Consider the following 24,582-nt stretch of genomic DNA (forward strand, 5'->3'; position numbering starts at 1 on the left):
ACCGCGAACTGGTCACGGTGTTCGTGGATGAACCTCATGACGTCGCCGGGTCGGGGCGAGCTCCGCCGCGAAATACGCGTTCGTCGCTTTCAGGATCTCGTTCGCCCGCCGCAACTCGGCGACCTCTTGCCGTAGCCGGTGGTTCTCCTCGACCATCTCGCTGGTCGGCCGGTCGATACGCTCACCGGCGTCGGCCTCGGCCTGGCGGATCCAGTTCCGCAACGCCTCGTGCTGAACGCCGAGTTGTTCGGCCAGGCGCCGGATCACCGGCTTCGGGTCCGACTCGCGGTACAACCGCACAGCGCGCTGACGTAGCTCGTCGGGGTACTTCCTCGGTGCTGCCACGAACGACTTCCTCCCCCACAGCCGTCAGACCATGGTCAAGAAGCTCCATGAAAGCGGGGGTAGCTCAGATTCGCCAACGCCCACTGATCAGAGCCGGCTCAGATGTCGAGGTCCTCCACGACGGGCTCGTCCTCGATGGTTCGTAGCGCGACCGCGTAGAGCTCCGCCGGCAGCAGCGCCTCGAGTTCCTCGACGGTGTCGGCGACCGAGAATGTGGCCTGGGCCGGTGTTCGCATCCATGCCTGGTCCGGCGACCAGTCACCGATCCAACCACGCCAGCCGGTCGCCCACCTCTTGCCGCGCTCCGCATTGGGTCCGACCGGAGTATGCAGCTCCGACTGGGAGTGGTGCACGGCGAAGCGGCCCTTGCTGGTTCGGAACAGCGAGTACGTCTCCTCGCCCTCCGCGGTCGACGAGGTCCACTCGCCCAGCGCGGTCCCGAGGAAGCGCTTGACCACGGTGCGCCCGACGCCCACCTTCACGGTGATCTCGTCGAATCCGGCGTGCCTGGCCTCCTCGACCTCGACCAGTCGGCGTAGTGCTGTGACGATCGCGGCCGAAAGGTTGCTGCCCGTCAGTTCCTGGGCGCGTACCAATAGCGGCAGGTCGTCGTCGGCGATGTAGATCGTCTTGTTCGGCATGTGCTCTTCACCTCTGGACAGCAGTCTACGCATACGTGTAAGACTACGTACATGCATACGTACACGGCTGTGAGGGTGTGGCTGTTGGCTTGCTGCGGTGCCCCCGGCTCGGTGGTCGGCCCGACTTCCGTTCCCTGCTATTCGTTGTTGCTAAGTACCGGTAGTCAGTGTTACTTTCTACCGGTAGTCAGCGACACTAAGTAGCTGGAAGGGAGGTGCTCCGTGGGCAGGCAGATGACCGAAATGCTCAAGGGCACGCTGGAGGGCATCGTCCTGGCGATCCTGGCCATGCGGCCCGCGTACGGCTACGAGATCACGGCCTGGCTGCGGGAGCGGGGCTTCTCCGACATCGCCGAGGGCACGATCTACGCCCTGCTGGTCAGGGTCGAGCAGAAGCGCCTCGTCGACGTGCAGAAGGTCCCGTCGGAGAAGGGGCCGCCGCGCAAGGTGTACACCCTCAACGCTCAGGGCCGGGAATACCTCGAGGAGTTCTGGAGGACCTGGAGCTTCCTCACGGAACGACTGGAGCAGCTCCAAGAAGGAGGCAGCTAGTTATGTCGGACGCGGAAAAGGGCGGCTTTCTCGCGAAGGTGATCGGCCCCAAGCGCCGGTGGCGGGAGTACAGGGCGCGGGTGAAACAGCTTCCCCCGCACTATCGGACGGCGGTCGACGCGATCGAACGGTACCTGATGCATTTCGGGCCGGTGACCGCCGACGGCGCGGCCTCGCTGTTCGAGGATGTCGCCGACCTGTTCGAGCGAGCTGCGGCGGACGGGACCCCGATTCGCGAGATCGTCGGGGAGGACCCGGTGGAGTTCGTGGAGGAGTTGGTCCGGAACTACCGCAGGGGCGGGTACGTCGACCGGGAACGGGCGCGGCTGACGCAGGCGATCGAGAGCATCGAGCGGGCGGAGGAGAACAGGTGACGAGTATGCAGGTTGCAGGACCCGCGATCCAGGTTCGGGGTCTGAAGAAGTCGTACAAGCAGTTGCACGTGCTGCGCGGCGTGGACTTCGACGTGGCGCGGGGCAGCATCTTCGCCCTGCTCGGCTCCAACGGAGCGGGCAAGACCACGGCCGTGAAGATCCTCTCCACGCTGCTCAAGGCCGACACCGGGACGGCCAGCGTCAACGGTTTCGACGTCGCCACCCAGGCAGCAAAGGTGCGGGAGTCCATCAGCCTCACCGGGCAGTTCGCCGCCGTCGACGAGATCCTCACCGGACGGGAGAACCTCGTCCTGGTCGCCCGCCTGCGGCACCTGAAGAACCCGGGTCGGGTCGCCGACGACCTGCTCGCCCGCTTCTCGCTGACCGACGCCGGGGCGCGGAAGGTGTCGACGTACTCCGGAGGCATGGGGCGCCGGCTCGACATCGCGATGAGCCTCATCGGGAATCCACCGGTCATCTTCCTCGACGAGCCGACAACCGGGCTCGACCCCCAGGCCCGGATCGAGGTGTGGCAGGCCGTCAAGAAACTCGCCGACCAGGGCACCACCGTACTGCTCACCACGCAGTACCTGGACGAGGCCGAACAACTCGCCGACCGGATCGCGATCCTCCACGAGGGCCGGATCATCGTCGACGGCACCCTCACCGAACTGAAGCAGCTACTCCCATCCGCCAAGGTCGAGTACGTCGAGAAGCAGCCGACCCTCGAAGACGTCTTCTTCGCCATTGTCGGCGCGGACACCACCACCGGCGCCGCCGACGACTCCCACGTCGGCGCAGAGAGGTAGAGAAACGACCATGACCAGGCACTTCTTCGGCGACACCGCCGTCCTGCTGGGCCGATCCCTGACCCATGTCACCCGCAGCGTCGACACCATCATCACCACCGCGGTCACGCCGATCGCCATGATGCTGCTCTTCGTCTACGTGCTCGGCGGCGCGATCAACACCGGCGCCGACTCGTACGTGAACTACCTGCTGCCCGGCATTCTCCTGATCACGATCGCCTCCGGCATCGCCTACACCGCGTTCCGGCTCTTCCTCGACATGAAGAGCGGCATCTTCGAACGATTCCAGTCCATGCCGATCGCCCGGTCGTCCGTACTGTGGGCACACGTGCTGACCTCGCTGGTCGCCAACCTGATCTCGCTCGTGGTGGTCGTCGGCGTCGCCCTCCTCATGGGCTTCCGCTCCGGAGCCGGAGTACTCGCCTGGCTCGCGGTCGCCGGCATCCTGACCCTGTTCACCCTCGCGCTGACCTGGCTCGCCGTCATCCCCGGCCTCACCGCCAAATCCGTCGACGGTGCGAGCGGATTTTCCTATCCACTCATCTTCCTGCCGTTCATCAGCTCGGCATTCGTACCCACCGACACCATGCCCGGCCCGGTACGCGCCTTCGCCGAACACCAGCCCGTGACAGCCATTGTCAACGCGATCCGCAACCTGTTCACCGAGCAACCCGTCGGCACCGACATCTGGATCGCTCTCGCCTGGTGCCTCGGCATGCTCATCGTCACCTACCTCTGCGCCACGATCATCTACCGCCGCAGAATCAGCTGACAACACCCTGAGTTGCCCGGCCGGACACCGAGGTCTCGTTGCCGACACCGCACGACCGCAACCTGCACCGCAAGACCTCACCAGCGGAGACACACGGCCGGCAGAAAGCCGCTCCCCCCGCTCACGTCCGCATCTTCCCGCCCTCGCCGTAACGGCGTCACCAGACGCCAGCCCGAGTGACGCGACGGCGTAAAAAGCGACCCGTCCAGCCGTGGATCAGGCGGCGAGCGCATCTCGTACCTCACCCGACAGCGCCGGCCCGGTGACGTGATTGTCGGCCGCTACACCGCGTCTTTCCGGAACTCCCGATGACCAGAAAGGGCTACGTCATGGCAGGCACGACAAGCGGGGCCGCCGGGCAGGAACACGATCGGCGCCGGACCGCGAACAACGGCGTGCAGGGCGCCGGTGCCCCCGTAGGCTCCGGCAACCACTTCGGCACCGGTACGGGCGACCATGTCGAGGAGGGCTGGGGGAAGGTCGCCGACGCGTTCCACGCGAACTTCGAGGGGAACCCCGGCGAGATCGGCGCGGCGTGCAGCGTCTACGTGGACGGGCGCCCCGTCGTCGACCTGTGGAACGGCTTCGCCGATCGCGAGACAGGACGGCGGTGGGACAACGCCACCGTCGTCCAGGTCGCATCCACGACGAAGGGCGCGACCGCGATCTGTGCCCACATCTTGGCGCAGCGCGGCGAGCTGGACCTGGATGCCCCGGTCGTCCAGTACTGGCCGGAGTTCGGCGCTGCCGGCAAGGACAAGATCCCGGTGCGGTGGTTGCTGTCCCACCAGGCCGGCCTGCCGCTCGTCGACGGACCGCTGACGTTTGCGCAGGCGTGCGCCTGGGACCCGGTCATCCGCGCACTCGAGGCGCAGAAGCCGCTGTGGCGGCCGGGCACCGAACACGTCTACCACAGCATGACCTATGGATACCTGGTCGGGGAGATCGTGCGTCGGATCTCCGGCAAGTCCCTCGGCACGTTTTTTGCCGACGAGGTGGCCGCCCCTCTCGGATTGAGCGCGTGGATCGGCTTGCCCGAGGAGCACGAGCCACGCGTGGCCAGGATCGAGTACGCCGCTCCGTTCACCATGGAGGAGTTCGTCGCTGGAATGATCGAGACGACCGGGCTCGACCCGGAGACGGTCACCGCTTGGATGACCGCCGTGTGGGGCCCGGACTCGGTGCAGGCCCGCGCCGGCGAACTCGGCGGCGCACTGGACAACACCACCGAATATCACACCACGCGGGCCTGGCGCGCGGCGGAGTTCCCGGCCGCCAACATGATCACCGACGCGCGGTCGGTGGCACGGATGTACGGCGCCACGGTGAGCGACGTCGACGGTGTGCGGCTGCTCGAGCCGTCAACGGTCGAGAGAATGACGGTCGTGCAGACGGACAGGAGCCGAATGCACGGGCTGCCACCGGAACTGAACGTCCCGGCTGACCGTTCCTTCTACATGTCACTGGGGTTCTGGCGGGCATGCCCGTCGATGCCGATGCTCGGGCCGGGGTCGTTCGGCCACCCGGGATCCGGCGGGTCGATCGCTTTCGCGGACCCTGATGCGGGCGTCGGCTTCGGCTACGTCACGAACCTCTGGTCCTTCCGCCAGGGCGAGCCACGGGCGTCGAATCTGATCAAAGCCGTCCGCTCCTGTCTCACCTGAATGCTCCGGCCGGCCGCGCCGGGCAACGGCCGGTAGCCCCGTCCCGTCGATGGTCGTCAATCCCGAAGTGGCGGCCACCGTCACGCCTGGTCAGCCCAACCCAGTCGGTCCAGGCCCGACGGTGGCCGCTTACCACCCATGCACGGAACCGCACACCTCTGGCTCAGGCCCTGCTGGTCAGGCAAGCCTGCTTGCGCTACCGCCTCCGCTGCGCTGCTTGCTGGGCACCGCCGCTACTCGGTGGTACGGTATACCGGTACCCGGTGTCACCGAGTACCGGTGCGGTCAGGAGGAACGGATTGGACGACCTGACGGAGATGCTGAAGGGCACGCTCGAAGGCTGTGTGCTCGAGATCATTCGCAGCGAGGAAACCTACGGGTACGCCATCACGCGTCGGCTGAACGACCTCGGCTTCGTTGACGTCATCGAAGGAACGGTATACACCATCCTGCTGCGACTGGAGAAAAACGGGCTCGTCCAGGTCACGAAACGACCGTCCGGGCTGGGTCCGCCGCGCAAGTTCTATGCACTCAACGACGCAGGGCGCGAAGAACTCACGACCTTCTGGGCGAAGTGGGAGTACGTCTCGTCGCGCATCGACAAACTCAAGGAGGGCGGGGAATGAGCTTCTGGGAGACCATCACAGGCAGCGATCTGACCCGGGAGTGGAAAGCGTTCGAGGCCCGGGCCGAGGCATTGCCGGCCGACTACCGGGCGGCATGGGGACAGATCGTGATCCACCTCTTTCCGTACGGCGGCTTCACGGGTCGCAACCTGACGCCGATCGCCGACGGCGCCCTGGGGCTACTCGAGGAGACGGCGGCGGAGGGGCAGAGCATTCACGAGGTGCTGGGTGACGACATCGAAGGCTTCTGCGCGGCGCTGGCCGGCGGGCAAGGAGCCCGAACCTACCGCGACCGGTGGCGCGAGCAGCTGAACCGGAACGTCGCAAGGAAACTGGGCCAGCTAGGAGGCTGACGTGGGTATCCAGGACATCATCGAGGGCAAGAGGCAGTGGCGGGCGCACATGGCCCGGGTCGGGGCACTCCCACGGGACTACCAGATCGTCTACAGAGAAATACAGAAGTACTACTTCAAGGTCGGGCCAGTCGGGCTGACGGACGGATCCCTCCTCGCGGGTATCCTCGACTTCTTCGAGGAAGGCGTGGCGGCCGGCAAGGGAGTCCTGAATCTCATCGGCAACGACGTCGCCGCCTTCTGCGACGGACTGGTGAAAGACTCCCGCACCTACGCCGACATCTACCAGGAGTCCATCAGCGGCGCACCCGGCACGGCCGAGAAGTAACACCTGGCGACCCAAGGCCCCGCCGGGCGCCCCTCAACCACCGGGTGCACCTTTCTCCCGTGTCCCGGCCAGCCCTGTTGCTCCGGGGGTGCGGGGGTGGGTGGCGGCAGGTGGAGCGGCCCAGGCAAGGCCTGCACCGTCCTCGACGGAGGGGGTGCCTGCCCACCCGGAGACGTCGGCGGTCACCCGGGGCACGATGACGCGTTCGATACCCTCGGCCGGGATTTCGACCCGCATCGCTATCCCGGGTGAGACGGCCGCGGCCCCGAGGCCCGGGCTTCTATGCCCTGGTGAAGCCGGGGCGGTCGGTCCGGGTGGACACGTAGCCGCTGTCGGACGATGCGTGGTGGCGGGTGCGTTACCGGTTCGGCGGCTCGTTCGCGCCGGTGTCGGGTGCCGGGCAGCAGCGTCCGAGGTAGTTCTGTAGGTCGGTGAGTCGGGCGGTGATGCTGGGCGTGTCGGCGCGATAACGGACGAGTTTGCCGTGACGGGTGGAGCTGAGCAGCCCGCCCCGGCGGAGCAGGGCGAGCTGTTCGGACGCGGTGGACTGGCCGAGTCCGCAGCGGTCGGCGACTTCGCCGACGGTGAGCTGTTGACCGCCGGCGAACAGCATCATGATCTGTTGGCGGGTTTCGCTGGCGAGGGCCTTGAGGAAGTCCTGCGTCGGCCCGTCGAGGGCTGCCGGTGTGTTCATCGCGTTCCAGTGTCCGTCACCACATCATTTCGTATCTTCGCGATATGACGATACTTTGACGTCATGGATGTTGTCGACGTGCTGGTGGTCGGGGGCGGTCAGGCGGGTCTGGCAACCGCCCAGGTGGCGGTGACCCGTGGCCTGTCGCCGGTGGTGTTGGATGCGTCGCCCGGGCCGGGTGGGTCGTGGCCGCGCTACTACGACAGTTTGACGTTGTTCTCCCCGGCCCGGTTCTCGTCGCTGCCGGCGAAGCCGTTTCCAGGCGATCCCGGACGGTATCCGGTGCGGGACGAGGTAATCAGCTACCTGACCTCGTACGCCGCACGGCTGGATGTTGATCTGCGGTGGGGTCGGCGGGTGGCGCGGGTCGCCCGGGTCGGGGACGGGTTCGAGGTGGTCACGGCGGACGGTGGTGTGCTGCGGACCCGGGTGGTGGTGGCGGCCAGTGGGGGGTTCGGCCGTCCGTACCGGCCGCCGTTGCCGGGATTGGAGACGTTCGCGGGTCGGGTGCTGCACTCGGCGGAGTATCGGGAGCCATCGCCGTTTTCGGGGGCTCGGGTGGTGGTGGTCGGGGGTGGGAACTCGGCGGTCCAGATCGGGGTGGAACTCGCGGCGGTGGCGCGGGTGAGCCTGGCGACGCGGGGACCGTTGCGGTGGCAGCCGCAACGCATCCTGGGCCGGGACTTCCACTGGTGGTTGACCCGTACCGGGTTGGATTCCTCCCGGTGGGGGCCGCGGCTGGTGAAGGGCACGGTGCCGGTGATCGACGATGGTCGGTACCGGGCGGCGGTGCGGGCCGGTCAGCCGGATCACCGGCCGGTGTTCGCCCGTGTCGACGGCGACGGTGTGGTGTGGGCCGACGGGGTGCGGGAGCGGGTTGATGTGCTGATTCTGGCGACCGGGTTCCGGCCCGACCTGGCATACCTGGCGGACACGGCGGCGGTGGACGAGCGGGGCCGGCCGCTGCATCAGCGGGGTGTGTCGATCACGGTGCCCGGGTTGGGGTACGTCGGCCTGGAGCATCAGCGCAGTTTCGCCTCTGCGACGATGCGTGGCGTGGGCAGGGACGCTGGCTACGTCCTTCGGCGGCTGGCCCGTTGAGGCCCTGCGCCGCAGGGTCGGTCATGCTGCCCCGGCCGCCGCAGTCTGGGGGCCGCAGCCACGGAACCGGTGGTCACCCTCTGGTCGGGTGGCCACCGGTTCCGTGGTCGTCGGCATGAGGTCAGCTGGCGCAGCAGCCGCCGGCGGATTCGTTACCGGGTGAGGTGGCGACATCGACGAGAGTCAGAGGCGCGGCGAGGAGACCGCCGGAGATTCCGGTGGCGAGCCCGCGTCCGCTGGTGACCGGGGTGGTGTCGGCGGTCGGGGTGCCGCAGCAGCCGCCGCCGCTGTCGGTGGTGTCGTCGAGGATCGGGTTGCTGCTGCAGACGCCCGTTTCGGGCAGGTCGAGTTGGACGTCGCGGGCCGCCGTCCAGTCGCCGGCGAGGGCGGCGACCACGGAGCGGGCCTGTTCGTAGCCGGTGGCCATCAGGAACGTCGGGGCGCGGCCGTAGCTCTTGACCCCGATGGCGTGGTAGCCGGGTTCGGGGTGGGTGAGTTCGTCGACGCCGTGGGGCGGGACGGTGCCGCAGGAGTGCTGGTTGGGGTCGATCAGTGGGGCGAGGGCCCGGGTGGAGCCCATGATCGGGTCCAGGTCGAGCCGCAGTTCGGCGGCGATGCTGTGGTCGGGTCGGAAGCCGGTCGCCGAGACGATCCGGTCGATGGTGAGGGTCCGGGTTCCGTCGGACACCGTCACGGCGCCGTCGGCTGCCGGGGTGAGCTGGTGTACGGAGAATCCGGTGACGAGGTTGATGCGGCCGGCTTCGACGTGTTCGCGCAGCCGGGTGCCGAGGGCACCGCGGGCGGGTAGGGCGTCGGCGGCCTCGCCGCCGTAGGTCCGTGCCGGGCTGGTGGCCCGGATCGCCCAGCTGACCTTCGTGCCCGGTGCCTGCTCGGCAAGTTCGGCCAGGGCGAGCAGGGTGTTCGCGGCGGAGTGGCCGGCGCCGACGACCAGGACCCGCTTTCCGGCGAACCGGTCCCGATCGGCGTCGAGCACGTCGGGCAGCGCGTGCGAGATGACGTCGGTGGCGGTGGCTTCTCCGTGGGCGGGGACGCCGGCGGCGCCGAGGACGTTGGGGGTGTGCCAGGTCCCGGAGGCGTCGATGACCGCGCGGGCGAGCAGGTCCGTACCGGAGGCGAGCCGGATCAGGAACGGGGTGGTGTCCCGTCCGGTGGTGCGGAGCCGGTCCAGGCCGAGCCGGGTCACGGCGACCACTCGGGTGCCGTACCGGATGTTCGGCTTCATCGCGGGCAGGTCAGCCAGCGGGCGTAGGTAGTCCGCGACGAGTTGACCACCGGTCGGCAGGACGTCCGGGTCGGGTTCGACCCAGCCGGCGTCGCGCAGCAGTCCGGCGGCGGTCTGGTCGACGTTGTACCGCCACGGCGAGAACAGCCGCACGTGCCCCCACTGCGTGACGGCCGCGGCGGGTCCGTCGCCGGCCTCGAGCACGGTGAACGGCAGCCCGCGCTGGTGGAGGTGGGCGGCGGCGGCCAGGCCCACCGGCCCGGCGCCGATCACGACCACGGGCAGGTCTTCCAGACGGTCGTTCATGACATCTCCTCTATCTTGAAGATACTCGAAACAGCAGGTCGGGCGGTGCCAAAGCCCGGAAGTCGAGGGCTGGCGGGGTCAGGTGATGGTGGGGCTTCGGCGTTCGATCGCCACGACGTCGCGCCACCTGTTCCGGTGCCGGCCGATCCGCTCCCGGACGCCGATGATCCGGAAGCCGGCCCGCTGGTGCAGCGTCAGACTGGCGACGTTCTCCGGGAAGATCCCGGACTGGATGGTCCAGATCCCGGCGGCCTCGGTCGAGGCGATCAACGCGTCGAGCAGGGCCGCACCGACCCCGGCGCCTTGTGCGGTGGGATGGACGTAGACGGAGTGTTCGACGACCCCGGCGTAGACGGCACGGCTGGACACCGGGGAGACAGCCACCCAGCCGATCACGGTGCCGTCGTCGTCGACGGCGACCATGCGGTGGTCGGGCAGCTTGCCGGTGTCGAAGGCCGCCCAGGTCGGCGCCGTGGTCTCGAAGCTGGCATCGCCGCCGTCCAGACCGGCCTGGTAGATCGCCAACACCACGTCGGCGTCGGCGGGCCGCAACGGGCGGATCCGCATCAGCAGCCGCCGATCGGCGCCGGTGCGGGCCTGGCCATCACGACGTCGGCGGCGGAGGGGAAGCAGCTGATGCAGGCGTTGTTGATCCGGTAGTGGCGGGCGGTGCCGACCTGGTCGACGAGGACGAACCGGACGTCGGCGAGGATCTTCAGGTGCTGGGACACGGTCGACTGCGCGAGCCCGACGGCCGTCACGATCTCTCCGACGCTCATCGGTCGGCCCGCCCGGGCCAGGTACTCCACGATCTGCACCCGGCTCGGGTCCGCTAGGGCCCGGAACCAGGACGCGTACTGCGCCGCGACCGCCCGGTCCAGCAACTCCGCCACCACGAACCACCTCATCGCCATCATCTATCGTCCATCGCCGATAGACGATTGAAGTGTAGTCGGTGCGGTGGAGGCGAGCCATACGGTCGCGACGACGAGCCGGGTGATCGCGGCCAGGGTGGTGGGCTCGACGCGCTCAGGTGTGTCGGCCGGGCTGTGGTAGCCGGCCATCCCGGCCCCGATGCCGAGCGCCGCGAGGCCGGCGCCGGCGTAGCGGCGGTTGTCCGAGGCGACCGGCCCCGCGACCAGGGGTACGCCGGTGTGCCGGCCGGCCTGGTCGAGGACGGCAAGCAGGCCGTACGCGGGGCCGCCGGCCTCCACGGCGGCGGCTTGGTGAAGGTGCCCGGCTCCGTCGACGTTGACCACGAGCGGAGTCGCGCCGGTCTCGGCCAGTCGGGCGGCGTGGTGGGCGGAGCCGAGCGCGCCGACCTCCTCGCCGTCGAGCAGCGCCACGGACAGACCGGCGCCCTCGGGCAGGGCGGTGGACAAAATCCGGGCGGCCTCGAGAACGACGGCGACACCGCTGCCGTTGTCGGCCGCGCCCGGCTGCCGCAGGCCCGGGTGGTCACCGACGCCGTCGAAGTGCGCGGTCAGCAACAGGTCCGGGTGTCCCGGTGACGGCTGCCGGAGCCGGCCGTACAGGTTCGTCGCGGTGACGTCGACGCGGCGGATCGGGGTGTCGGCCGCGAACCAGGCATCCCCGGCGCGTGCCGCCTCGTGTACCGCCTGGTGGATCGCGGTGGACAGGGCCAGGACCGGCACGGGGCCGGGGTTCGGACCGGACAGCATCGTGAACTGCCACCCGTCGCCGTCGACGTGGCGCGCAAGCAGGAGCCCGGCCGCCCGTTCGGCCTGGGCGTACGCGTCGAACAGGCTCATCCCGGCAGGCACCACGAGCCAGCGACCGTCGGGGTCATCCGTACCCGCGATACCGAGGGGGCCGCGTCGGGGTGACGGAAGGTCGGCGGAGGCGAGGTGTGGTGCGACGTCACTGCCGAACGACAGATCGGCTGTCATGGTCCCGGTGCCCCACCGCGCGGTCGGCGCGGCGTAGATGACGGGCACCGCCCGTACCGGAAGGGAATCGCCCGTCACGGCCGCGCCGATGTCGGTCAGTTCTGTGCCGAGCCAGCCCCGGGCGGCGATGTTGCCCGGTGTGCCGACCCGGCGTCCGGTGAACGCGTCGCTGGCCAGCGCGGTGACCGTCGCGGTCAGCCGGTCCCGCGACACCCTGCCCAGCGTCGCGTCCAGGTCGGCGGTGGGCGCCGGACGGGCGGCAGGATTGGGGCGGGTGGTCATCCGCAGCACCCCGTCGCGGACGCGACGGCCTCGGCCTTGGCCGCCGGCGCGCAACAGGAGTTCGCGGCGACGGCAGCGGCCGGGGTACCGCAGCACGTGCCACTGGCCGGGTCGGCGGGGTCGGGCAGGGCCATCGTCGCCTGGGCGGGGTTGCCACAGCAGCCGGCGGAGCCGGCGACGTTCAGCGCGGCGGCCGGGTCTCCGGCGAAACCGCCGGTGCGCTCGTTTCCGGTCATGGCGGGACTCCTCAACTGTCAGCGGGGCAGGGTCAACGGGTAGATGTCGGTGTGGCCGCGGTCGTAGCGGCGCCGGGCGCGCTGTTCGGCGGTGGTCACCTCGGCGCAGCCGTCGCAGAAGCGGACCCCTGCGGCACGGAAACGTCGGCGGAACAGGCGGAGCATGGCGTCCTCCTCACGTCGAATCTGTCTCGACGTTCTTCGAATCAGAGAGTTGCACGCTGATTCGAGATCTGTCAACCTAGACGCATGTCGAAGCAAATGCCGGCGCTCACCCTGGCGGACCTCAACGCCGGGAAGCCCTGCTGTGCGCCGATCAGCGAACAGCGGATCCCGGCGGAGACCGCCGCCGTACTCGCCCCGGCCTTCAAGGCTCTCGGAGACCCGGTACGCCTCCGGTTGATGTCGATGATCGCCTCGGCGCCCGCCGGGGAGATCTGTGTCTGCGATCTCACCCCGGCATTCGACCTGTCCGGGCCGACGATCTCCCACCACCTCAAGACCCTGCGGGAGGCCGGCCTCGTCGACGCCGAGCGCCGAGGGACCTGGGTCTACTACCGGGCGTGCCCCGGGATCATGCGGCAGCTCGCGAGCCTGCTCCACGTCGGGACCCCGGCGGGCGTGTGACCGGCCGAGTCCCTGGTCGCGTCGGCGGCTCGTCGGGTTGCGTTCCGATGGCCCGTACACCTGATGTTCACTCCGGGCGACTGGACGGTTCCCGACCGCGTATGGTTGCATCAGGCCGTGCTGATATCAGATACGCCTGATGTGATCAAACTTCTGGCCGACCCGCTCCGGGCGCAGATCGTCGACCTCCTCGCCCAGGGACCGGCCTGCACCTGCCACCTGGTCGCCGACACCGGCGCGAAGCAGCCCAACGTCTCCGGACACCTGCGGCAACTGCGCGACGCCGGCCTCGTCGTCGCCGAACCACACGGCCGGTTCACCTACTACCGGCTACTGCCCGACGCCCTGGAAGCCGCCGCCACCCAACTGGCCGACCTCGCCGCCCAGGCCCGCGCCAACGCCGAATCCCGCCGGGAGTGCTGATGACCACCACCGCCCCCACCGCCGACGCGGCACCCGCGGTCGTCGCCCGGCTCTCCCGCCTCGACCGGTTCCTGCCCCTCTGGATCGGCCTCGCCATGGTCGCCGGACTGCTCCTCGGCCGCGTCATCCCCGGCCTGAACACCGCCCTGGAAGCGGTCAAGGTCGGCGGAATCTCCCTGCCCATCGCCGTCGGCCTGCTGGTCATGATGTACCCGGTACTGGCCAAGGTCCGCTATGACCGACTCGACACCGTCACCGGTGACCGCCGCCTGCTCATCTCCTCCCTCGTACTGAACTGGCTGATCGGCCCGGCGGTCATGTTCGCCCTGGCCTGGATCTTCCTGGCCGACCACGCCGAGTACCGCACCGGCCTGATCATCGTCGGACTCGCCCGCTGCATCGCCATGGTGATCATCTGGAACGATCTCGCCTGCGGCGACCGGGAAGCCGCCGCCGTCCTCGTCGCCCTCAACTCCGTCTTCCAGGTCCTCGCCTTCGGCGTACTCGGCTGGTTCTACCTGTCAGTCCTGCCGGACTGGCTCGGCCTGTCCGGAGCGGCGCTGCAGGTCTCCGGCTGGGACATCGCCGGCAACGTACTGATCTTCCTCGGCATCCCGCTGCTCGCCGGCTACCTCACCCGCCACCTCGGCGAACGTACGAAGGGCCGTACCTGGTACGAGGGCAAGTTCCTGCCGAAGATCGGCCCGGTCGCCCTCTACGGGCTGCTGTTCACCATTGTCATCCTCTTCGCGCTGCAGGGCGACGCGATCACCAGCCAGCCGTGGGATGTCGTGCTGATCGCCGCACCGCTGTTGGCCTACTTCGCGATCATGTGGGCCGGCTCCTACGGCCTCGGCCGGGCGATCGGGCTGAGCTACGAACGGACGACCACCCTCGCCTTCACCGCCGCCGGGAACAACTTCGAACTGGCCATCGCCGTGGCGATCGGCACCTTCGGCGTCACCAGCGGCCAAGCCCTCGCCGGTGTCGTCGGACCACTGATCGAGGTACCCGTCCTCGTCGCACTGGTCTACGTCAGCCTCGCCCTGCGCCGACGTCTGTTTCCGGCCTCGCCCGCCGAAGCGAGAAGTCCGTCATGACGAGGCTCCCGGGCCCGATGTGCAACGAGGCCACACCGGCCGGCCGGGCGTCCGTTCGGGTGAAGGACGACGTCACGGTCCACCTCCGCTCCGAAACAGTCGGCCGTCACATCAACGAGCCCTACGTCCCGCACTTCCGTACGGCGCGGCTGGATCAGCACCTGCCGCCGCTGCCTGAACGGGGTGCCGCGTGTCGAGACACCGTCTCGGCCGAGCCCCTCGCAACCATCGGCGACGGTCCTACCCGCCGTCCTCACCGCCTGATCTCGAAGGAACCGATCATGTCCGACAAGCCCAGCGTCCTGTTCGTCTGCGTTCACAACGCCGGCCGTTCCCAGATGGCCGCCGGCTGGCTGCGCCACCTCGCCGGAGACACGGTCGAGGTCCGCTCCGCCGGCTCCGCACCCGCGAACCAGATCAATCCCGCCGCCGTCGAGGCGATGCGCGAGGTCGGCATTGACATCACCGACCAGACCCCAAAGAAGCTCGAATGGGAAACCGCTGAATCCTCCGACGTGATCGTCACCATGGGCTGCGGCGACGCCTGCCCCGTCTTTCCCGGAAAGCGGTACGAGGACTGGCAGCTGGACGATCCGGCCGGCCAAGGCGTCGAGGCGGTCCGCCGGATCCGCGACGAGATCCGTACCCGGGTCGAGAAGTTGGTGGCCGAACTGGCAGCGGGGCGGGTAGCAGGCTGAGCCTGCTGCTGGTTGTTCAGCAGCAGGTGAGGAGGTACGTCCGGAGGTCGTCCAGGACCCCGAGGACGCCATCGCGGTCGGCACGGTAGAGGACGATCTTGCCCTCCCGGCGGGAGGTGAGGATGCCGCCGCGTCGTAGCAGCGTCAGCTGCTCCGAAGCTGTGGACTGTCCGATGCCGGCCCGCTCGGCGACCTCACCGACCGACAGTTCCGCACCCTGGGAGAACAGCAGCATGATGCGTTGACGGGACGAGCTGGCCAGCGCCTTGAGGAACTCGTGGGTCTTCTCCGACAACTCCGGCGGGCCGCCATCCTGAGCGCCGCACGCGCCGGGCTGTGCCTTGGACGCCTCCTGGCTGCCTGGTTCTGCCATGCCATCAGCCTAGAACAGACAGTCATATCGCGATTTCGCGAGATAACGATATGATCGACCTCATGAACATCGAATCACGACCCGTGGTCGTTGTCGGTGGCGGCCAGTCGGGTCTGGCAGCCGCCCGCGCGATACAGCAGGCAGGACTGCGTCCCCTGGTGCTCGAAGCCGCAGACCGGGCCGCAGGATCCTGGCCCAGCTACTACGACAGCCTGACCCTCTTCTCCCCCGCCCGATACAGCGGCATGCCGGGCATGCCGTTCCCCGGCGACCCGGATCGCTACCCGACTCGGGATGAGGTGGTGGCCTACCTCGAGCGTTACGCCGCCAGCCTGGACGCGGAGATCCGCACCGGCACCCGGGTCGAGACTGTGCAGCGGGGCGAGGGTGCCGGCGCGGGGTTTGTGGTGCGGACCGTCGGCGGCGAGAGCATCGAAGCGGCCGGCGTGGTGGCCGCCAGCGGCTCCTTCGGCAACCCGTACCTGCCCGTCCTGTCTGGTCACGAGGACTTCGCCGGTGAGGTGCTGCACGTGGCGGCCTACCGGGATCCGAAACCGTACGCCGGCAAGCGGGTCGTGGTGGTCGGGGGCGGCAACTCCGCTGTCCAGGTCGGCTACGAGTTGGCCGAGGTCGCGACCGTGGCTCTGGCGACCCGGCAGCCGGTCCGGTTCGTCCCGCAGGTCCACGGCGGCCATGACCTGCACCACTGGCTGGGGGTCACCGGGTTCGACTCGTTGCCACCGGCGTGGTTGGCGCACTTCGTCGACCAGACGCTGGTCCTCGACACTGGTACCTACCAGGACGCGGTGAACTCCGGCCGGCTCGCGCGGCGGCCGATGTTCACCGCGTTCACGCCCGAGGGTGTCCTGTGGCCGGACGGGGCGTCGGAGAAGGTCGACGTGGTGATCTTCGCGACCGGGTACCGGCCCCGCCTGGACTACCTGCGTCCGCTCGGCGCTCTGGACGCCTCCGGTGCACCTCTGCACGCGGGAGGCGTCTCGGTCACCCACCCCGGGCTGGTGTACGTGGGGCTGGAGTTCCAACGCTCCTTCTCCTCAAACACGCTGCGCGGCGTGGCCCGCGACGCCGAACACGTGACGGCACCGCTGGCGGCGTACGCCAGCGGCGCCGCCGCCCTCGTTGGCGCCTGACCGCTCTGTCACTCGTCGGTGCCATCGTCACCCGGAGTTTGATGTGTCCTTGGCCGCCGGGCCGGAGCCGGTGGCCAAGGACCGCATTGTGCCGGCAGGAAAGGCTTCGATGCTGGGGGGACCTTTTCGGGCCGTCGTGGGTCAGTCCTCTGGTCCGGTCGCTGCCGCATGCCGCCCGTGTCTTGTCCGCTGTTCCACCGTGGTGCTGACCCGTAGGGTCCGGGCGATGCACAGGCACCGCGGGCCGGACGCCGCCGAGCCGTTCGTTCATCGCTGCCGCTGGCGTTCACGGCCGGCGCGGTCGGGGTACTCGGCGGCATGATCGGCCTCGGCGGCGCCGAGTTCCGGCTGCCGCTACTGATCATGCTGTTCGGGTTCGCCGCCCTGCAGGCCGTCATTCTCAATAAGGCGCTCAGCCTGGTCGTGGTCCTCACCGCCCTGCCGGCCCGCCTCGCCGCAGTTCCCGTCTCGGCGCTGACGCCGCACTGGACCGTGGTGGTCAATCTGCTGGTCGGCAGCGTGGCCGGGGCATGGGTTGGCGCGTCGTGGGCCACCCGGATGCGCGTCCACCCTCTACCGCCTCCTGGCCGCGCTCCTGGTGCTCATCGCTGTGGTGTTGATCGGCAATCACGCCGGCACGTTTCGTGCTCTCTCTGGCCCCAGCTGCGGTCATCGCGGCCGGCGTGGTCGCAGGCTTCTTCATCGGCGTGGTAGCCGCGATCATGGGCGTTGCTGGCGGCGAACTACTGATCCCCACGATCGTGCTGCTGTTCGGCACCGACATCAAGATCGCCGGGAGTCTCTGCCTGATCGTGTCGCTGCCAACGATGCTCGTCGCGTTCGCGCGCTACAGCCGCGATGGAAGCTTCATCGTTCTGCGGCGCCACGCCCGCCTCGGCGCTCGCCTCGCGGTTGAGACGGATCAGACTCGGATCGAGTCCAGCGACGAGCGACAGGCGGACCTGACTACTCCATCGCCTCGTTGACTTCTGATGATGCCTCAAGCATCATTGACTCAATGAATACTGAGCTATCATCTCTGGAGTTGCGTGCCCGAGTGCATGCCGCCTTGGGGGACCCGGCCCGGTTGGCGATCGTCGACACTCTGATCTTGGGCGACGCGTCACCAGGCGAGGTCGGCGAGGCACTGCGCATGCCGACCAACCTGGTCGCCCACCACCTGAAGGTCCTCCAGGACACCGGGCTGGTCGTCCGTACCCGCTCGGAGGGCGACCGCCGTCGTACCTACCTGCGACTCGTCCCGGAAACCCTGGCGGTGATCGCGTCGTCGACTGTTCCAACCGTCCCACGGGTGGTGTTCGTCTGTACCCACAACTCGGCCCGCTCGCAGTTGGCCGCCGCCCTGTGGGCAACCCGCAGCCGGGTGCCGGCCGAGTCTGCGGGTACGGAGCCGGCCGAGCGGGTCCACCCCCGGGCGTTGCGGGTGGCCCGCCGGCACGGCCTGCACCTGGACCCGGCCCGCACGGCCCACGTCGGCGACGTGGTTCGGGACGACGACCTGGTGATCGCGGTGTGCGACAACGCGCACGAGCATCTGCCCGCCCCTACCCGACCGCGGCTGCACTGGTCGGTGCCGGATCCCGCGCGCGCCGACACCGACGCCGCGTTCGAGGCCGCGTTCGCCGACATCGCCGCCCGCGTCGAGCGGCTGGCGCCCATCCTGCCCAGTGGAGGCGACCATGACTGACCTCACCGCTAACCGCCGCCCCGGCGTCTCGATCGACCAGCAGCTCGCCCTGCACACCGCGGCCGTACGGCTCGGCGACGAGTTCACCGGCGTCTACGGCGTCGAGACGATCGAACGGTTCCTGTACACCAGCTACGACCAGTTCGCGCTGGCCAGCACCGTCCCGCACTTTCTGCCGCTGCTCGCCGAACGGTTCGCCCGGCAGCGGCTGTACGCCCTGGCCCGGATGGAGGGCCTGCATCAGGACGGTCGGCCCGTTGTGCTGTTCCTGTGCGTCCACAACGCCGGGCGCAGCCAGATGGCCCTGGGGTTCTTCCAACACCTGGCCGGCGACGGCGCGGTCGCCTGGTCCGGCGGCTCCGAGCCGGGCATCGAGGTCAACCCCGCCGCGGTCGCCGCGATGGCCGAACGCGGCATCGACATCGCCACCGAGTACCCGAAACCGTGGACCGACGAGGTTGTCCGGGCCGCCGACGTCGTGGTCACCATGGGCTGCGGGGACGCCTGCCCGATCTTTCCCGGCGCCCGCTACGAGAACTGGGACCTCGACGACCCCGCCGGCAGGACCGCGGAACAGATCCGCCCGATCCGTGACGAGATCGAGCGCCGGGTCCGCCGTCTGCTCGACCAGCTTGCCGTACCCACCGAGCACTGACCTCTGCCGCAGTCCGAACGGACCTCGGGCGCCCGATGAGGCACCTCGCGCCCAGGATCTAAGGCCGGGGCAGTCCAGACTGCGGTCCGGATTGGACGGTGTCCACATCTTGCCAATCGGGGTTCCACGAGACGGGTCTGAGTGTGTGCTCGCCAGCACCCCCGAAGAGTGAATCAAAAATGAACGAACAATGACTTCAAGTGAAGTAGCGCGTCTCTGACCTGGTGATATAAACGGGTCTTTATGTTCACGTGCCGTTCATCTGGCAGCTGGAATCGGATCACATAAGCACCTTCTTATGAGCGGTGTCGGCGGGTCACTGCCGGCCACGAGGAAGCGTCCGGCAGGGACACTGCCGGACCGTCTGAAGAGGACTGATTGTGATCAAGACGGTGCGTGGACTGGGCGTCGCATCAGCCGCGCTGGTCCTGACGGTGGGTTTGGCCGCCTGCGGTAGCGGTGGCGATGACAACGCGGCGGGCGGAGACACCGGGGCCGAGTTGTCCGGTGAGGTGAAGGTCGACGGCTCGAGTACGGTCGGCCCGTTGAGCAAGGCGGCGGCGGACATCTACGCCGATGAACAGCCGAAGGTGAACGTCACGGTGGGTATCTCCGGCACCGGTGGCGGGTTCAAGCGGTTCTGCAACGGCGAGACGGACATCTCCGACGCCTCTCGTCCGATCAAGGACGAGGAAAAGGCCGCCTGTGAGGCCAACGGCGTCAAGTACGTCGAGCTGATCGTCGCCAACGACGCCCTGTCAGCGGTGGTCTCCAAGGAGAACACCTGGGCCGACTGCCTGACCGTGGACCAGCTCAAGAAGATCTGGGAGCCCGGCTCGAAGGTCAACAACTGGAACCAGGTGGACCCGGCGTTCCCGAACGAGCCGCTGAAGCTGTTCGGGGCGGGCACCGACTCGGGCACCTTCGACTACTGGACCGACGCGATCAACGGTGAGGAGGGCGCCCACCGCACCGACTACACCCCGTCCGAGGACGACAACGTCATCGTTCAGGGTGTCAGCGGGTCCAAGGGTGGCCTCGGCTACTTCGGCTTCACCTACTACGAGGAGAACGCCGACAAGCTTAAGGTCCTCAAGGTCGACGGTGGCGCGGGGTGCGTCGAGCCCAGCGTCGCCACCGCCCAGGACAACTCCTACAAGCCGCTGTCCCGGCCGCTGTTCATCTACGTCTCCGACAAGGGTGTGGCCAAGCCGCAGGTCAAGAACTTCGTCGACTTCTACATCGCGAACATCGACGAGGTGGTCAAGGAAGCCAAGTACGTGCCGCTGACCGAGGCGCAGAAGACCACGCTGAAGTCCGAGTACGACTCGCTGCCGAAGGCTTGAGATAAGTGTCCATCCTGTCCGGTTCCAACGTCCCCGCCGCCGCCGTGCGGCGGGGGCGCCGCCGAGTCGGCGAGCGGATCATCGAAGCCCTGCTGGTGATCGCGGCGGTCGTGTCGATCGCCACCACCATCGGGATCGTGATCTCCCTCGCGGTGCCGACGGTGGAGTTCTTCGGCGAGGTCAGCATCGTCGAGTTCTTCACCAACACGCAGTGGACCGCGCTGTTCGCCGACAAGAACTACGGCGTGGCCCCGCTGCTGGTCGCCACCCTGTGGGTGACCGCGATCGCCACGCTGATCGCCGTACCACTCGGGCTCGGTGCCGCGATCTACCTGTCCGAGTACGCCCGCCCGGGCACCCGCAGGCTACTCAAGCCGATCCTGGAGATTCTCGCCGGCATCCCGACGGTGGTGTACGGGTTCTTCGCCCTCACCTTCCTCAACCCCGGCCTGGTGGAGCTGTGGCCCGGCGCCACGAAACCGGAGTTCCAGAACCTCCTGGTCGCCGGAATCGCCATGGGCATCATGATCGTGCCCACCGTGGCCAGCCTCTCCGAGGACGCGATGAGCGCGGTGCCGCACGCGCTGCGGGAGGGCGCCTACGCCCTCGCCTCGACGAAGATGCAGGTCGCCACCCGGGTGGTCGTACCGGCCGCGCTGTCCGGGATCGTCGCCGCGATCGTGCTCGGGGTCTCCCGGGCCCTCGGGGAGACGATGATCGTCACCATCGCCGCCGGTCTGAAAACCGCCGGGATCCCCGCCTCCCCGACCGAGGGAGCGGCGACGATGACCGGCTACATCGCTGGCGCCGGTCAGGGCGACCTGCCGGTCGACTCGCTGGACTACCTGACCATCTTCGCCGTCGGCGCCACCCTGTTCGCGTTCACGTTCGTGCTCAACGCGATCTCCATCCGGCTGGTTCGCCGCTTCCGGGAGGTGTACGAGTGAGCACCACAACCACCACCGGCACGCCCGCTGCCGTCGGCGACGACGTCGCCCGGGTCCACGCCGCCCTGACCAGCCGCCAGAACCGTCCCGCCGAAGTCCTGTTCAAACTCGCCCTGCAGTTCTGCCTGCTGGTCGCGTTCGCGTTCCTGATCGCACTGATCACCTTCGCCCTCTACAAGGGCTGGCACCGGCTCGACGCACGGCTCTGGGAGAACATGCCCACCGGCCGGGCCTCCCGCGCCGCGCAGGCCGGCGTGCAGTCCGCGATCACCGGCACCCTGTGGGTGATCGGCCTGACCGCGCTGATCTGCCTGCCGGTCGGGATCGCCTCCGCGATCTACCTGGAGGAGTACGCCGACAACACCCGCTGGTACAACCGGCTGCTGGAGCTCAACATCCAGAACCTCGCCGGCGTGCCGTCGATCGTGTTCGGCATCCTCGGCCTCGGCCTCATCGCCCGCGTCATCGGCCTCGGCTTCACCGTCATCACCGCCGCGATCGTCCTGTCGCTGCTCGTGCTCCCGACCGTGATCATCGCCTCGCGGGAGGCGCTGCGGGCGGTACCACAATCGATCCGGCACGCCTCCTACGCCCTCGGCGCCACCCGATGGCAGACCATCTGGCGCCAGGTCCTGCCCGCCGGCGTGCCGGGCATGGCGACCGGAGCGATCCTCGCCCTGTCTCGCGCCCTCGGGGAGGCCGCCCCGCTGATCCTGCTCGGCGCCGTCACCTTCATCCGCTTCAACCCCGACAGCCTGCTGTCCAGCTACACCACCCTGCCGATCCAGATCTACAACCTGATCAAGGAACCGCAGGCCGAGTTCCAGGAACTCGCCGCCGCCGCCATCGTGCTGCTGCTGGTCATCCTCCTGCTGATGAACTCCGCCGCGATCGGAATCCGCAACCGGTTCCAGAAGCGCTGGTAGCCGCGATGAGCAGCCACGACCCGAAGGACCCCGACATGAACGACACCACGGTGAACACCCGGCCGGCGGCAGGGCCCGTCACCCTGACCATCCCCAACCCGAGCCAGCGCGAACGCGCCAACAGCGAACCCGTACTGCAACTGCAGGGCGTCTCCGTCTCCTACGGCGACTACCAGGCCGTCCGCGGCGTCGACATGACCATCGGCCGCAACGAGATCACCGCCCTGATCGGCCCGTCAGGCTGCGGCAAGTCAACCGTGCTCCGCTCCCTGAACCGGATGAACGACCTCATCCCCGGCGCCCGCGTCGCCGGCCGCATCGCCTACCACGGCCAGGACCTCTACGCCCGCGACGTCAACCCGATCGACGTACGCCGGCTCATCGGCATGGTATTCCAGAAGCCGAACCCATTCCCCAAGTCGATCTACGACAACATCGCCTACGGTCCCCGGATCCTCGGCTGGCGAGTCCCCGACATGGACGCCCTGGTCCAGCAGGCCCTGACCAGCGCCGCCCTGTGGGACGAGGTCAAAGACAAGCTGAAGACCTCCGCCCTCGCCCTGTCCGGCGGACAGCAGCAACGCCTGTGCATCGCCCGCACCATCGCCGTACGCCCCGAGGTCATCCTTATGGACGAACCCTGCTCCGCGCTCGACCCGATCGCCACCGGCAAGATCGAAGACCTGATGCACGAACTGTCCCGCAGCTACACCATCGTCATCGTCACCCACAACATGCAGCAGGCCGCCCGGGTCTCCCACCGCACCGCGTTCTTCACCGCCGAGGTCGACCCCGCCGGCGTCCGGCACGGCCGCCTCGTCGAGTACGACGACACCAACAAGATCTTCACCAATCCGGCGGAGAAGCGTACCGAGGACTACATCACCGGACGGTTCGGCTGATGCCCGTGACCCACGACAGCCACGGCACCCCCGTGCAGTCCCAGACCGAGAACCCACCCGCCTGTCGGCCGCTGGCTCCCCGCACCGTCCGGGCCCGATTCCTGCTTCTCATCGTCGACCCCGACGTCACCGCGGCCAAAACGGTTGCCGCCGCCCTGCAGGACCGGCAGATCGACGTCGTCTGCACCGACGACCCGGCCGACGCCCTATTGCAAGCCGGTGCTCTGCTGCCCGACGCCGTCCTCACCGCCGCCGACGTCCCACCCATGCGAGGCTCCGCCATCGCCCGCGCCCTACACAGCCGCAGCTGCATCCCCACCCTCGTCGGCGTCGGCGAACACGACGGCCCCGAAGCCAGCCTCGCCCTCGCCAACGGCGCCACCGCCTGCGTCCCCCGCCCCTACCGCATCGGCGACATCCTGCCCATCCTCCGTGCGATATCCCCCGACACCGCCGCTGACTTCCACGCACCGATGCAGGTCGGTGCCCTACGTCTCGACCCCGCCGCCGTCGAGGTCCGTTTCCACGGCCGGCGCGTCGACCTACCCATGCGCGAGTTCCAACTCCTGCACCTGCTCATGCTGCACGCCGGACGGGTCGTCACCCGCGCCCAGATCAACCAACTCGTGTGGAGCCGCGACGACGAGGCCTCCAACACCCTCAACGTCCACATCCGCCGCCTCCGCACCCGCCTCGGCGACGACCTCCGCGACCCGAAGATCATCGTCTCCGTCCGGGGCCTCGGCTACCGCCTCGACGCCCCCGGCCGCAAGACATGATCAGCGTCATTCTCTGTTCACTCGGCGGTCACTCCACCGGCGTTGGACGGTTCCTACACTCGCCCCATGCCCGCCGCTGACCAGGCCACACCACCGCACACCTGCCTACCCGACCCCATCCGCCCACCCCTGGCCCGCGCGGACGCCGAACAGATCGCCCGACTCCTCAAAGCCCTCTCCGACCCCACCCGACTGCAAATCCTGTCGATCATCGAGGCAACCGGCGAGGCCTGCGTCTGCGACCTCACCGCACCATTCGACATGACCCAACCCGCGATCAGCCACCACCTCAAGATCCTCGTCGACGCCGGAGTCCTGCAACGGGACAAGCGCGGCAGCTGGGCCTGGTACTCACTCAACCCCAGCCAGCTCGAACCGGTCCGGCACCTGCTGCCGGGTCCCCAGTTCCTGCAACCAGCCGCCGTCTAACCAGCAGGCGACACCCGCCGACCGTGGATGGCATCGGTGTCCGCCTAGAACCACTGGTCAAAGCCTCCACCCGTCCAGCAGTTCCGCCAGCCACCCATCGCGAAGCGGCCGAGGGTCTGCGCCCCTTCCCCGGTGGGAGCGACGCACCGACGGCAGCACGTCAGGCGGTTGCCAGGCACGTCCGACCGCCCTGAACGCCCCCATCGACTCGCAACGGCCTCGGCCGGACTTGCGTGCCAGCGAGCCCTCCGAATCTTCGGATCCCTTCGGTGAGTGGTGACA

Annotated in this window: 33 protein-coding genes and 1 pseudogene; 24 read left to right on the forward strand and 10 right to left on the reverse strand. The window is 68.7% G+C overall.

The features are described 5' to 3' along the window. Positions 1-12: 12 nt before the first annotated feature. Together ABGB05_RS17815 and ABGB05_RS17820 are read right to left on the reverse strand one after the other, a co-directional pair. Positions 13-345, reverse strand: a complete 333-nt coding sequence (locus tag ABGB05_RS17815) for a transposase (RefSeq protein ID WP_347654533.1) — start codon at positions 343-345, stop codon at positions 13-15. A 98-nt stretch (positions 346-443) separates the two neighbouring features. After that, a complete protein-coding gene (locus ABGB05_RS17820; protein WP_347654534.1) occupies positions 444-986 on the reverse strand; it encodes an EXLDI protein in 543 nt (180 codons plus the stop codon). A 222-nt stretch (positions 987-1,208) separates the two neighbouring features. Here ABGB05_RS17820 and ABGB05_RS17825 point away from each other — a divergent pair, with 222 nt between their 5' ends. The 8 genes from ABGB05_RS17825 (at position 1,209) to ABGB05_RS17860 (ending at position 6,464) form a co-directional block, all read left to right on the forward strand. Next, complete coding sequence (locus ABGB05_RS17825) at positions 1,209-1,538, forward strand: PadR family transcriptional regulator (protein ID WP_347654535.1); 330 nt, start codon at positions 1,209-1,211, stop codon at positions 1,536-1,538. 2 nt (positions 1,539-1,540) lie between these two features. Next, positions 1,541-1,912 carry a DUF1048 domain-containing protein gene (locus ABGB05_RS17830; protein ID WP_347654536.1) on the forward strand — a complete coding sequence of 124 codons (372 nt, stop codon included), beginning with the start codon at positions 1,541-1,543 and terminating at the stop codon, positions 1,910-1,912. A 5-nt stretch (positions 1,913-1,917) separates the two neighbouring features. After that, positions 1,918-2,721 carry an ATP-binding cassette domain-containing protein gene (locus ABGB05_RS17835; RefSeq protein WP_347654596.1) on the forward strand — a complete coding sequence of 268 codons (804 nt, stop codon included), beginning with the start codon at positions 1,918-1,920 and terminating at the stop codon, positions 2,719-2,721. A 10-nt stretch (positions 2,722-2,731) separates the two neighbouring features. Further along, on the forward strand, positions 2,732-3,493 hold the full coding sequence (locus tag ABGB05_RS17840; RefSeq protein WP_347654537.1) for an ABC transporter permease: 762 nt from the start codon (positions 2,732-2,734) through the stop codon (positions 3,491-3,493). 308 nt (positions 3,494-3,801) lie between these two features. Then, a complete protein-coding gene (locus ABGB05_RS17845; RefSeq protein WP_347654538.1) occupies positions 3,802-5,157 on the forward strand; it encodes a serine hydrolase domain-containing protein in 1,356 nt (451 codons plus the stop codon). A gap of 299 nt (positions 5,158-5,456) precedes the next feature. Beyond that, positions 5,457-5,783: a PadR family transcriptional regulator gene (locus tag ABGB05_RS17850; RefSeq protein WP_347654539.1), complete on the forward strand. Its 327-nt coding sequence runs from the start codon at positions 5,457-5,459 to the stop codon at positions 5,781-5,783. Further along, positions 5,780-6,136: a DUF1048 domain-containing protein gene (locus ABGB05_RS17855; protein ID WP_347654540.1), complete on the forward strand. Its 357-nt coding sequence runs from the start codon at positions 5,780-5,782 to the stop codon at positions 6,134-6,136. Before ABGB05_RS17850 ends, ABGB05_RS17855 begins: the two co-directional genes overlap by 4 nt. 1 nt (position 6,137) lies before the next feature. After that, positions 6,138-6,464: a DUF1048 domain-containing protein gene (locus ABGB05_RS17860; protein ID WP_347654541.1), complete on the forward strand. Its 327-nt coding sequence runs from the start codon at positions 6,138-6,140 to the stop codon at positions 6,462-6,464. 358 nt (positions 6,465-6,822) lie between these two features. On the opposite strand, the gene ABGB05_RS17865 is transcribed toward ABGB05_RS17860, so the two are convergent. After that, the gene (locus ABGB05_RS17865; protein WP_347654542.1) at positions 6,823-7,158 is read right to left on the reverse strand and encodes a metalloregulator ArsR/SmtB family transcription factor; all 336 of its coding nucleotides are present in this window, start codon (positions 7,156-7,158) and stop codon (positions 6,823-6,825) included. 63 nt (positions 7,159-7,221) lie between these two features. Between ABGB05_RS17865 and ABGB05_RS17870 the strand changes: the two genes are divergently transcribed. Further along, entirely contained in the window at positions 7,222-8,259 is a 1,038-nt protein-coding gene (locus ABGB05_RS17870) for an NAD(P)/FAD-dependent oxidoreductase (protein ID WP_347654543.1), read from the forward strand. 121 nt (positions 8,260-8,380) lie between these two features. Here ABGB05_RS17870 and ABGB05_RS17875 read toward each other — a convergent pair whose 3' ends face one another. From ABGB05_RS17875 to ABGB05_RS17900, 6 genes are all read right to left on the reverse strand, one after another. Beyond that, positions 8,381-9,808, reverse strand: coding sequence for an FAD-dependent oxidoreductase (locus ABGB05_RS17875; protein ID WP_347654544.1), 1,428 nt, complete (start codon positions 9,806-9,808; stop codon positions 8,381-8,383). Positions 9,809-9,886: 78 nt separating this feature from the next. Next, positions 9,887-10,375, reverse strand: coding sequence for an N-acetyltransferase family protein (locus tag ABGB05_RS17880; protein WP_347654545.1), 489 nt, complete (start codon positions 10,373-10,375; stop codon positions 9,887-9,889). Next, positions 10,375-10,716 carry a metalloregulator ArsR/SmtB family transcription factor gene (locus ABGB05_RS17885; RefSeq protein ID WP_347654597.1) on the reverse strand — a complete coding sequence of 114 codons (342 nt, stop codon included), beginning with the start codon at positions 10,714-10,716 and terminating at the stop codon, positions 10,375-10,377. Before ABGB05_RS17885 ends, ABGB05_RS17880 begins: the two co-directional genes overlap by 1 nt. 9 nt (positions 10,717-10,725) lie before the next feature. Further along, positions 10,726-12,000, reverse strand: a complete 1,275-nt coding sequence (locus ABGB05_RS17890) for a M28 family peptidase (protein WP_347654546.1) — start codon at positions 11,998-12,000, stop codon at positions 10,726-10,728. After that, positions 11,997-12,236: a hypothetical protein gene (locus tag ABGB05_RS17895; protein ID WP_347654547.1), complete on the reverse strand. Its 240-nt coding sequence runs from the start codon at positions 12,234-12,236 to the stop codon at positions 11,997-11,999. Before ABGB05_RS17895 ends, ABGB05_RS17890 begins: the two co-directional genes overlap by 4 nt. Before the next feature lie 18 nt (positions 12,237-12,254). Continuing rightward, the gene (locus ABGB05_RS17900; RefSeq protein ID WP_347654548.1) at positions 12,255-12,401 is read right to left on the reverse strand and encodes a hypothetical protein; all 147 of its coding nucleotides are present in this window, start codon (positions 12,399-12,401) and stop codon (positions 12,255-12,257) included. 84 nt (positions 12,402-12,485) lie between these two features. On the opposite strand from ABGB05_RS17900, the gene ABGB05_RS17905 reads away from it, so the two are divergent. The 4 genes from ABGB05_RS17905 (at position 12,486) to ABGB05_RS17920 (ending at position 15,084) form a co-directional block, all read left to right on the forward strand. Continuing rightward, entirely contained in the window at positions 12,486-12,863 is a 378-nt protein-coding gene (locus ABGB05_RS17905; RefSeq protein ID WP_347654549.1) for a metalloregulator ArsR/SmtB family transcription factor, read from the forward strand. A gap of 117 nt (positions 12,864-12,980) precedes the next feature. Continuing rightward, on the forward strand, positions 12,981-13,286 hold the full coding sequence (locus ABGB05_RS17910; protein WP_347654550.1) for a metalloregulator ArsR/SmtB family transcription factor: 306 nt from the start codon (positions 12,981-12,983) through the stop codon (positions 13,284-13,286). Further along, positions 13,286-14,386: an ACR3 family arsenite efflux transporter gene (arsB, locus tag ABGB05_RS17915; RefSeq protein WP_347654551.1), complete on the forward strand. Its 1,101-nt coding sequence runs from the start codon at positions 13,286-13,288 to the stop codon at positions 14,384-14,386. The genes ABGB05_RS17910 and arsB overlap by 1 nt, the downstream gene beginning before the upstream one ends. 281 nt (positions 14,387-14,667) lie before the next feature. Further along, positions 14,668-15,084: an arsenate reductase ArsC gene (locus ABGB05_RS17920; RefSeq protein WP_347654598.1), complete on the forward strand. Its 417-nt coding sequence runs from the start codon at positions 14,668-14,670 to the stop codon at positions 15,082-15,084. A 16-nt stretch (positions 15,085-15,100) separates the two neighbouring features. Here ABGB05_RS17920 and ABGB05_RS17925 read toward each other — a convergent pair whose 3' ends face one another. After that, complete coding sequence (locus ABGB05_RS17925) at positions 15,101-15,457, reverse strand: metalloregulator ArsR/SmtB family transcription factor (RefSeq protein WP_347654552.1); 357 nt, start codon at positions 15,455-15,457, stop codon at positions 15,101-15,103. 62 nt (positions 15,458-15,519) lie between these two features. Here ABGB05_RS17925 and ABGB05_RS17930 point away from each other — a divergent pair, with 62 nt between their 5' ends. The 11 genes and pseudogenes from ABGB05_RS17930 to ABGB05_RS17980 all read left to right on the forward strand — a co-directional run bounded on the left by ABGB05_RS17930 (position 15,520) and on the right by ABGB05_RS17980 (position 24,300). Beyond that, a complete protein-coding gene (locus ABGB05_RS17930; RefSeq protein ID WP_347654553.1) occupies positions 15,520-16,608 on the forward strand; it encodes an NAD(P)/FAD-dependent oxidoreductase in 1,089 nt (362 codons plus the stop codon). A gap of 264 nt (positions 16,609-16,872) precedes the next feature. Further along, positions 16,873-17,322: pseudogene (locus ABGB05_RS17935) on the forward strand (sulfite exporter TauE/SafE family protein); the annotation flags it as partial. Further along, positions 17,292-17,594 carry a sulfite exporter TauE/SafE family protein gene (locus ABGB05_RS17940; RefSeq protein ID WP_347654554.1) on the forward strand — a complete coding sequence of 101 codons (303 nt, stop codon included), beginning with the start codon at positions 17,292-17,294 and terminating at the stop codon, positions 17,592-17,594. The pseudogene ABGB05_RS17935 and the gene ABGB05_RS17940, both read left to right, overlap by 31 nt. 59 nt (positions 17,595-17,653) lie before the next feature. Next, a complete protein-coding gene (locus tag ABGB05_RS17945) occupies positions 17,654-18,316 on the forward strand; it encodes a MarR family transcriptional regulator (RefSeq protein WP_347654555.1) in 663 nt (220 codons plus the stop codon). Further along, a complete protein-coding gene (locus ABGB05_RS17950; protein ID WP_347654556.1) occupies positions 18,309-18,971 on the forward strand; it encodes an arsenate reductase ArsC in 663 nt (220 codons plus the stop codon). The genes ABGB05_RS17945 and ABGB05_RS17950 overlap by 8 nt, the downstream gene beginning before the upstream one ends. A gap of 422 nt (positions 18,972-19,393) precedes the next feature. Next, positions 19,394-20,317, forward strand: a complete 924-nt coding sequence (locus ABGB05_RS17955) for a PstS family phosphate ABC transporter substrate-binding protein (protein WP_347654599.1) — start codon at positions 19,394-19,396, stop codon at positions 20,315-20,317. A 5-nt stretch (positions 20,318-20,322) separates the two neighbouring features. Further along, a complete protein-coding gene (pstC, locus tag ABGB05_RS17960) occupies positions 20,323-21,264 on the forward strand; it encodes a phosphate ABC transporter permease subunit PstC (RefSeq protein ID WP_347654557.1) in 942 nt (313 codons plus the stop codon). Further along, on the forward strand, positions 21,261-22,190 hold the full coding sequence (gene pstA, locus ABGB05_RS17965; protein ID WP_347654558.1) for a phosphate ABC transporter permease PstA: 930 nt from the start codon (positions 21,261-21,263) through the stop codon (positions 22,188-22,190). Before pstC ends, pstA begins: the two co-directional genes overlap by 4 nt. 35 nt (positions 22,191-22,225) lie before the next feature. After that, positions 22,226-23,092 (forward strand): phosphate ABC transporter ATP-binding protein PstB, encoded by an 867-nt coding sequence (pstB, locus tag ABGB05_RS17970; RefSeq protein ID WP_347654559.1) that lies wholly within the window; start codon positions 22,226-22,228, stop codon positions 23,090-23,092. Further along, positions 23,092-23,871, forward strand: coding sequence for a response regulator transcription factor (locus ABGB05_RS17975; RefSeq protein WP_347654560.1), 780 nt, complete (start codon positions 23,092-23,094; stop codon positions 23,869-23,871). The genes pstB and ABGB05_RS17975 overlap by 1 nt, the downstream gene beginning before the upstream one ends. A 66-nt stretch (positions 23,872-23,937) precedes the next feature. Then, positions 23,938-24,300: a metalloregulator ArsR/SmtB family transcription factor gene (locus ABGB05_RS17980; RefSeq protein ID WP_347654561.1), complete on the forward strand. Its 363-nt coding sequence runs from the start codon at positions 23,938-23,940 to the stop codon at positions 24,298-24,300. The last annotated feature ends 282 nt before the right edge of the window (positions 24,301-24,582 follow it).

Origin of the sequence: Plantactinospora sp. B5E13, from assembly GCF_039871775.1 — a bacterium.
In the GTDB taxonomy this organism is placed as follows: Bacteria; Actinomycetota; Actinomycetes; order Mycobacteriales; family Micromonosporaceae; genus Plantactinospora.

Excerpts from the sequence above, each read along its gene's own strand:
- ABGB05_RS17820 (WP_347654534.1), bottom strand. The coding sequence starts at position 986 with ATGCCGAACAAGACGATCTACATCGCCGACGACGACCTGCCGCTATTG.
- ABGB05_RS17830 (WP_347654536.1), top strand. The coding sequence starts at position 1,541 with ATGTCGGACGCGGAAAAGGGCGGCTTTCTCGCGAAGGTGATCGGCCCC.
- ABGB05_RS17835 (WP_347654596.1), top strand. The coding sequence starts at position 1,918 with ATGCAGGTTGCAGGACCCGCGATCCAGGTTCGGGGTCTGAAGAAGTCG.
- ABGB05_RS17840 (WP_347654537.1), top strand. The coding sequence starts at position 2,732 with ATGACCAGGCACTTCTTCGGCGACACCGCCGTCCTGCTGGGCCGATCC.
- ABGB05_RS17845 (WP_347654538.1), top strand. The coding sequence starts at position 3,802 with ATGACCAGAAAGGGCTACGTCATGGCAGGCACGACAAGCGGGGCCGCC.
- ABGB05_RS17855 (WP_347654540.1), top strand. The coding sequence starts at position 5,780 with ATGAGCTTCTGGGAGACCATCACAGGCAGCGATCTGACCCGGGAGTGG.
- ABGB05_RS17865 (WP_347654542.1), bottom strand. The coding sequence starts at position 7,158 with ATGAACACACCGGCAGCCCTCGACGGGCCGACGCAGGACTTCCTCAAG.
- ABGB05_RS17870 (WP_347654543.1), top strand. The coding sequence starts at position 7,222 with ATGGATGTTGTCGACGTGCTGGTGGTCGGGGGCGGTCAGGCGGGTCTG.
- ABGB05_RS17875 (WP_347654544.1), bottom strand. The coding sequence starts at position 9,808 with ATGAACGACCGTCTGGAAGACCTGCCCGTGGTCGTGATCGGCGCCGGG.
- ABGB05_RS17880 (WP_347654545.1), bottom strand. The coding sequence starts at position 10,375 with ATGCGGATCCGCCCGTTGCGGCCCGCCGACGCCGACGTGGTGTTGGCG.
- ABGB05_RS17885 (WP_347654597.1), bottom strand. The coding sequence starts at position 10,716 with ATGAGGTGGTTCGTGGTGGCGGAGTTGCTGGACCGGGCGGTCGCGGCG.
- ABGB05_RS17890 (WP_347654546.1), bottom strand. The coding sequence starts at position 12,000 with ATGACCACCCGCCCCAATCCTGCCGCCCGTCCGGCGCCCACCGCCGAC.
- ABGB05_RS17895 (WP_347654547.1), bottom strand. The coding sequence starts at position 12,236 with ATGACCGGAAACGAGCGCACCGGCGGTTTCGCCGGAGACCCGGCCGCC.
- ABGB05_RS17900 (WP_347654548.1), bottom strand. The coding sequence starts at position 12,401 with ATGCTCCGCCTGTTCCGCCGACGTTTCCGTGCCGCAGGGGTCCGCTTC.
- ABGB05_RS17905 (WP_347654549.1), top strand. The coding sequence starts at position 12,486 with ATGTCGAAGCAAATGCCGGCGCTCACCCTGGCGGACCTCAACGCCGGG.
- arsB (WP_347654551.1), top strand. The coding sequence starts at position 13,286 with ATGACCACCACCGCCCCCACCGCCGACGCGGCACCCGCGGTCGTCGCC.
- ABGB05_RS17920 (WP_347654598.1), top strand. The coding sequence starts at position 14,668 with ATGTCCGACAAGCCCAGCGTCCTGTTCGTCTGCGTTCACAACGCCGGC.
- ABGB05_RS17925 (WP_347654552.1), bottom strand. The coding sequence starts at position 15,457 with ATGGCAGAACCAGGCAGCCAGGAGGCGTCCAAGGCACAGCCCGGCGCG.
- ABGB05_RS17930 (WP_347654553.1), top strand. The coding sequence starts at position 15,520 with ATGAACATCGAATCACGACCCGTGGTCGTTGTCGGTGGCGGCCAGTCG.
- ABGB05_RS17950 (WP_347654556.1), top strand. The coding sequence starts at position 18,309 with ATGACTGACCTCACCGCTAACCGCCGCCCCGGCGTCTCGATCGACCAG.
- pstB (WP_347654559.1), top strand. The coding sequence starts at position 22,226 with ATGAACGACACCACGGTGAACACCCGGCCGGCGGCAGGGCCCGTCACC.
- ABGB05_RS17975 (WP_347654560.1), top strand. The coding sequence starts at position 23,092 with ATGCCCGTGACCCACGACAGCCACGGCACCCCCGTGCAGTCCCAGACC.
- ABGB05_RS17980 (WP_347654561.1), top strand. The coding sequence starts at position 23,938 with ATGCCCGCCGCTGACCAGGCCACACCACCGCACACCTGCCTACCCGAC.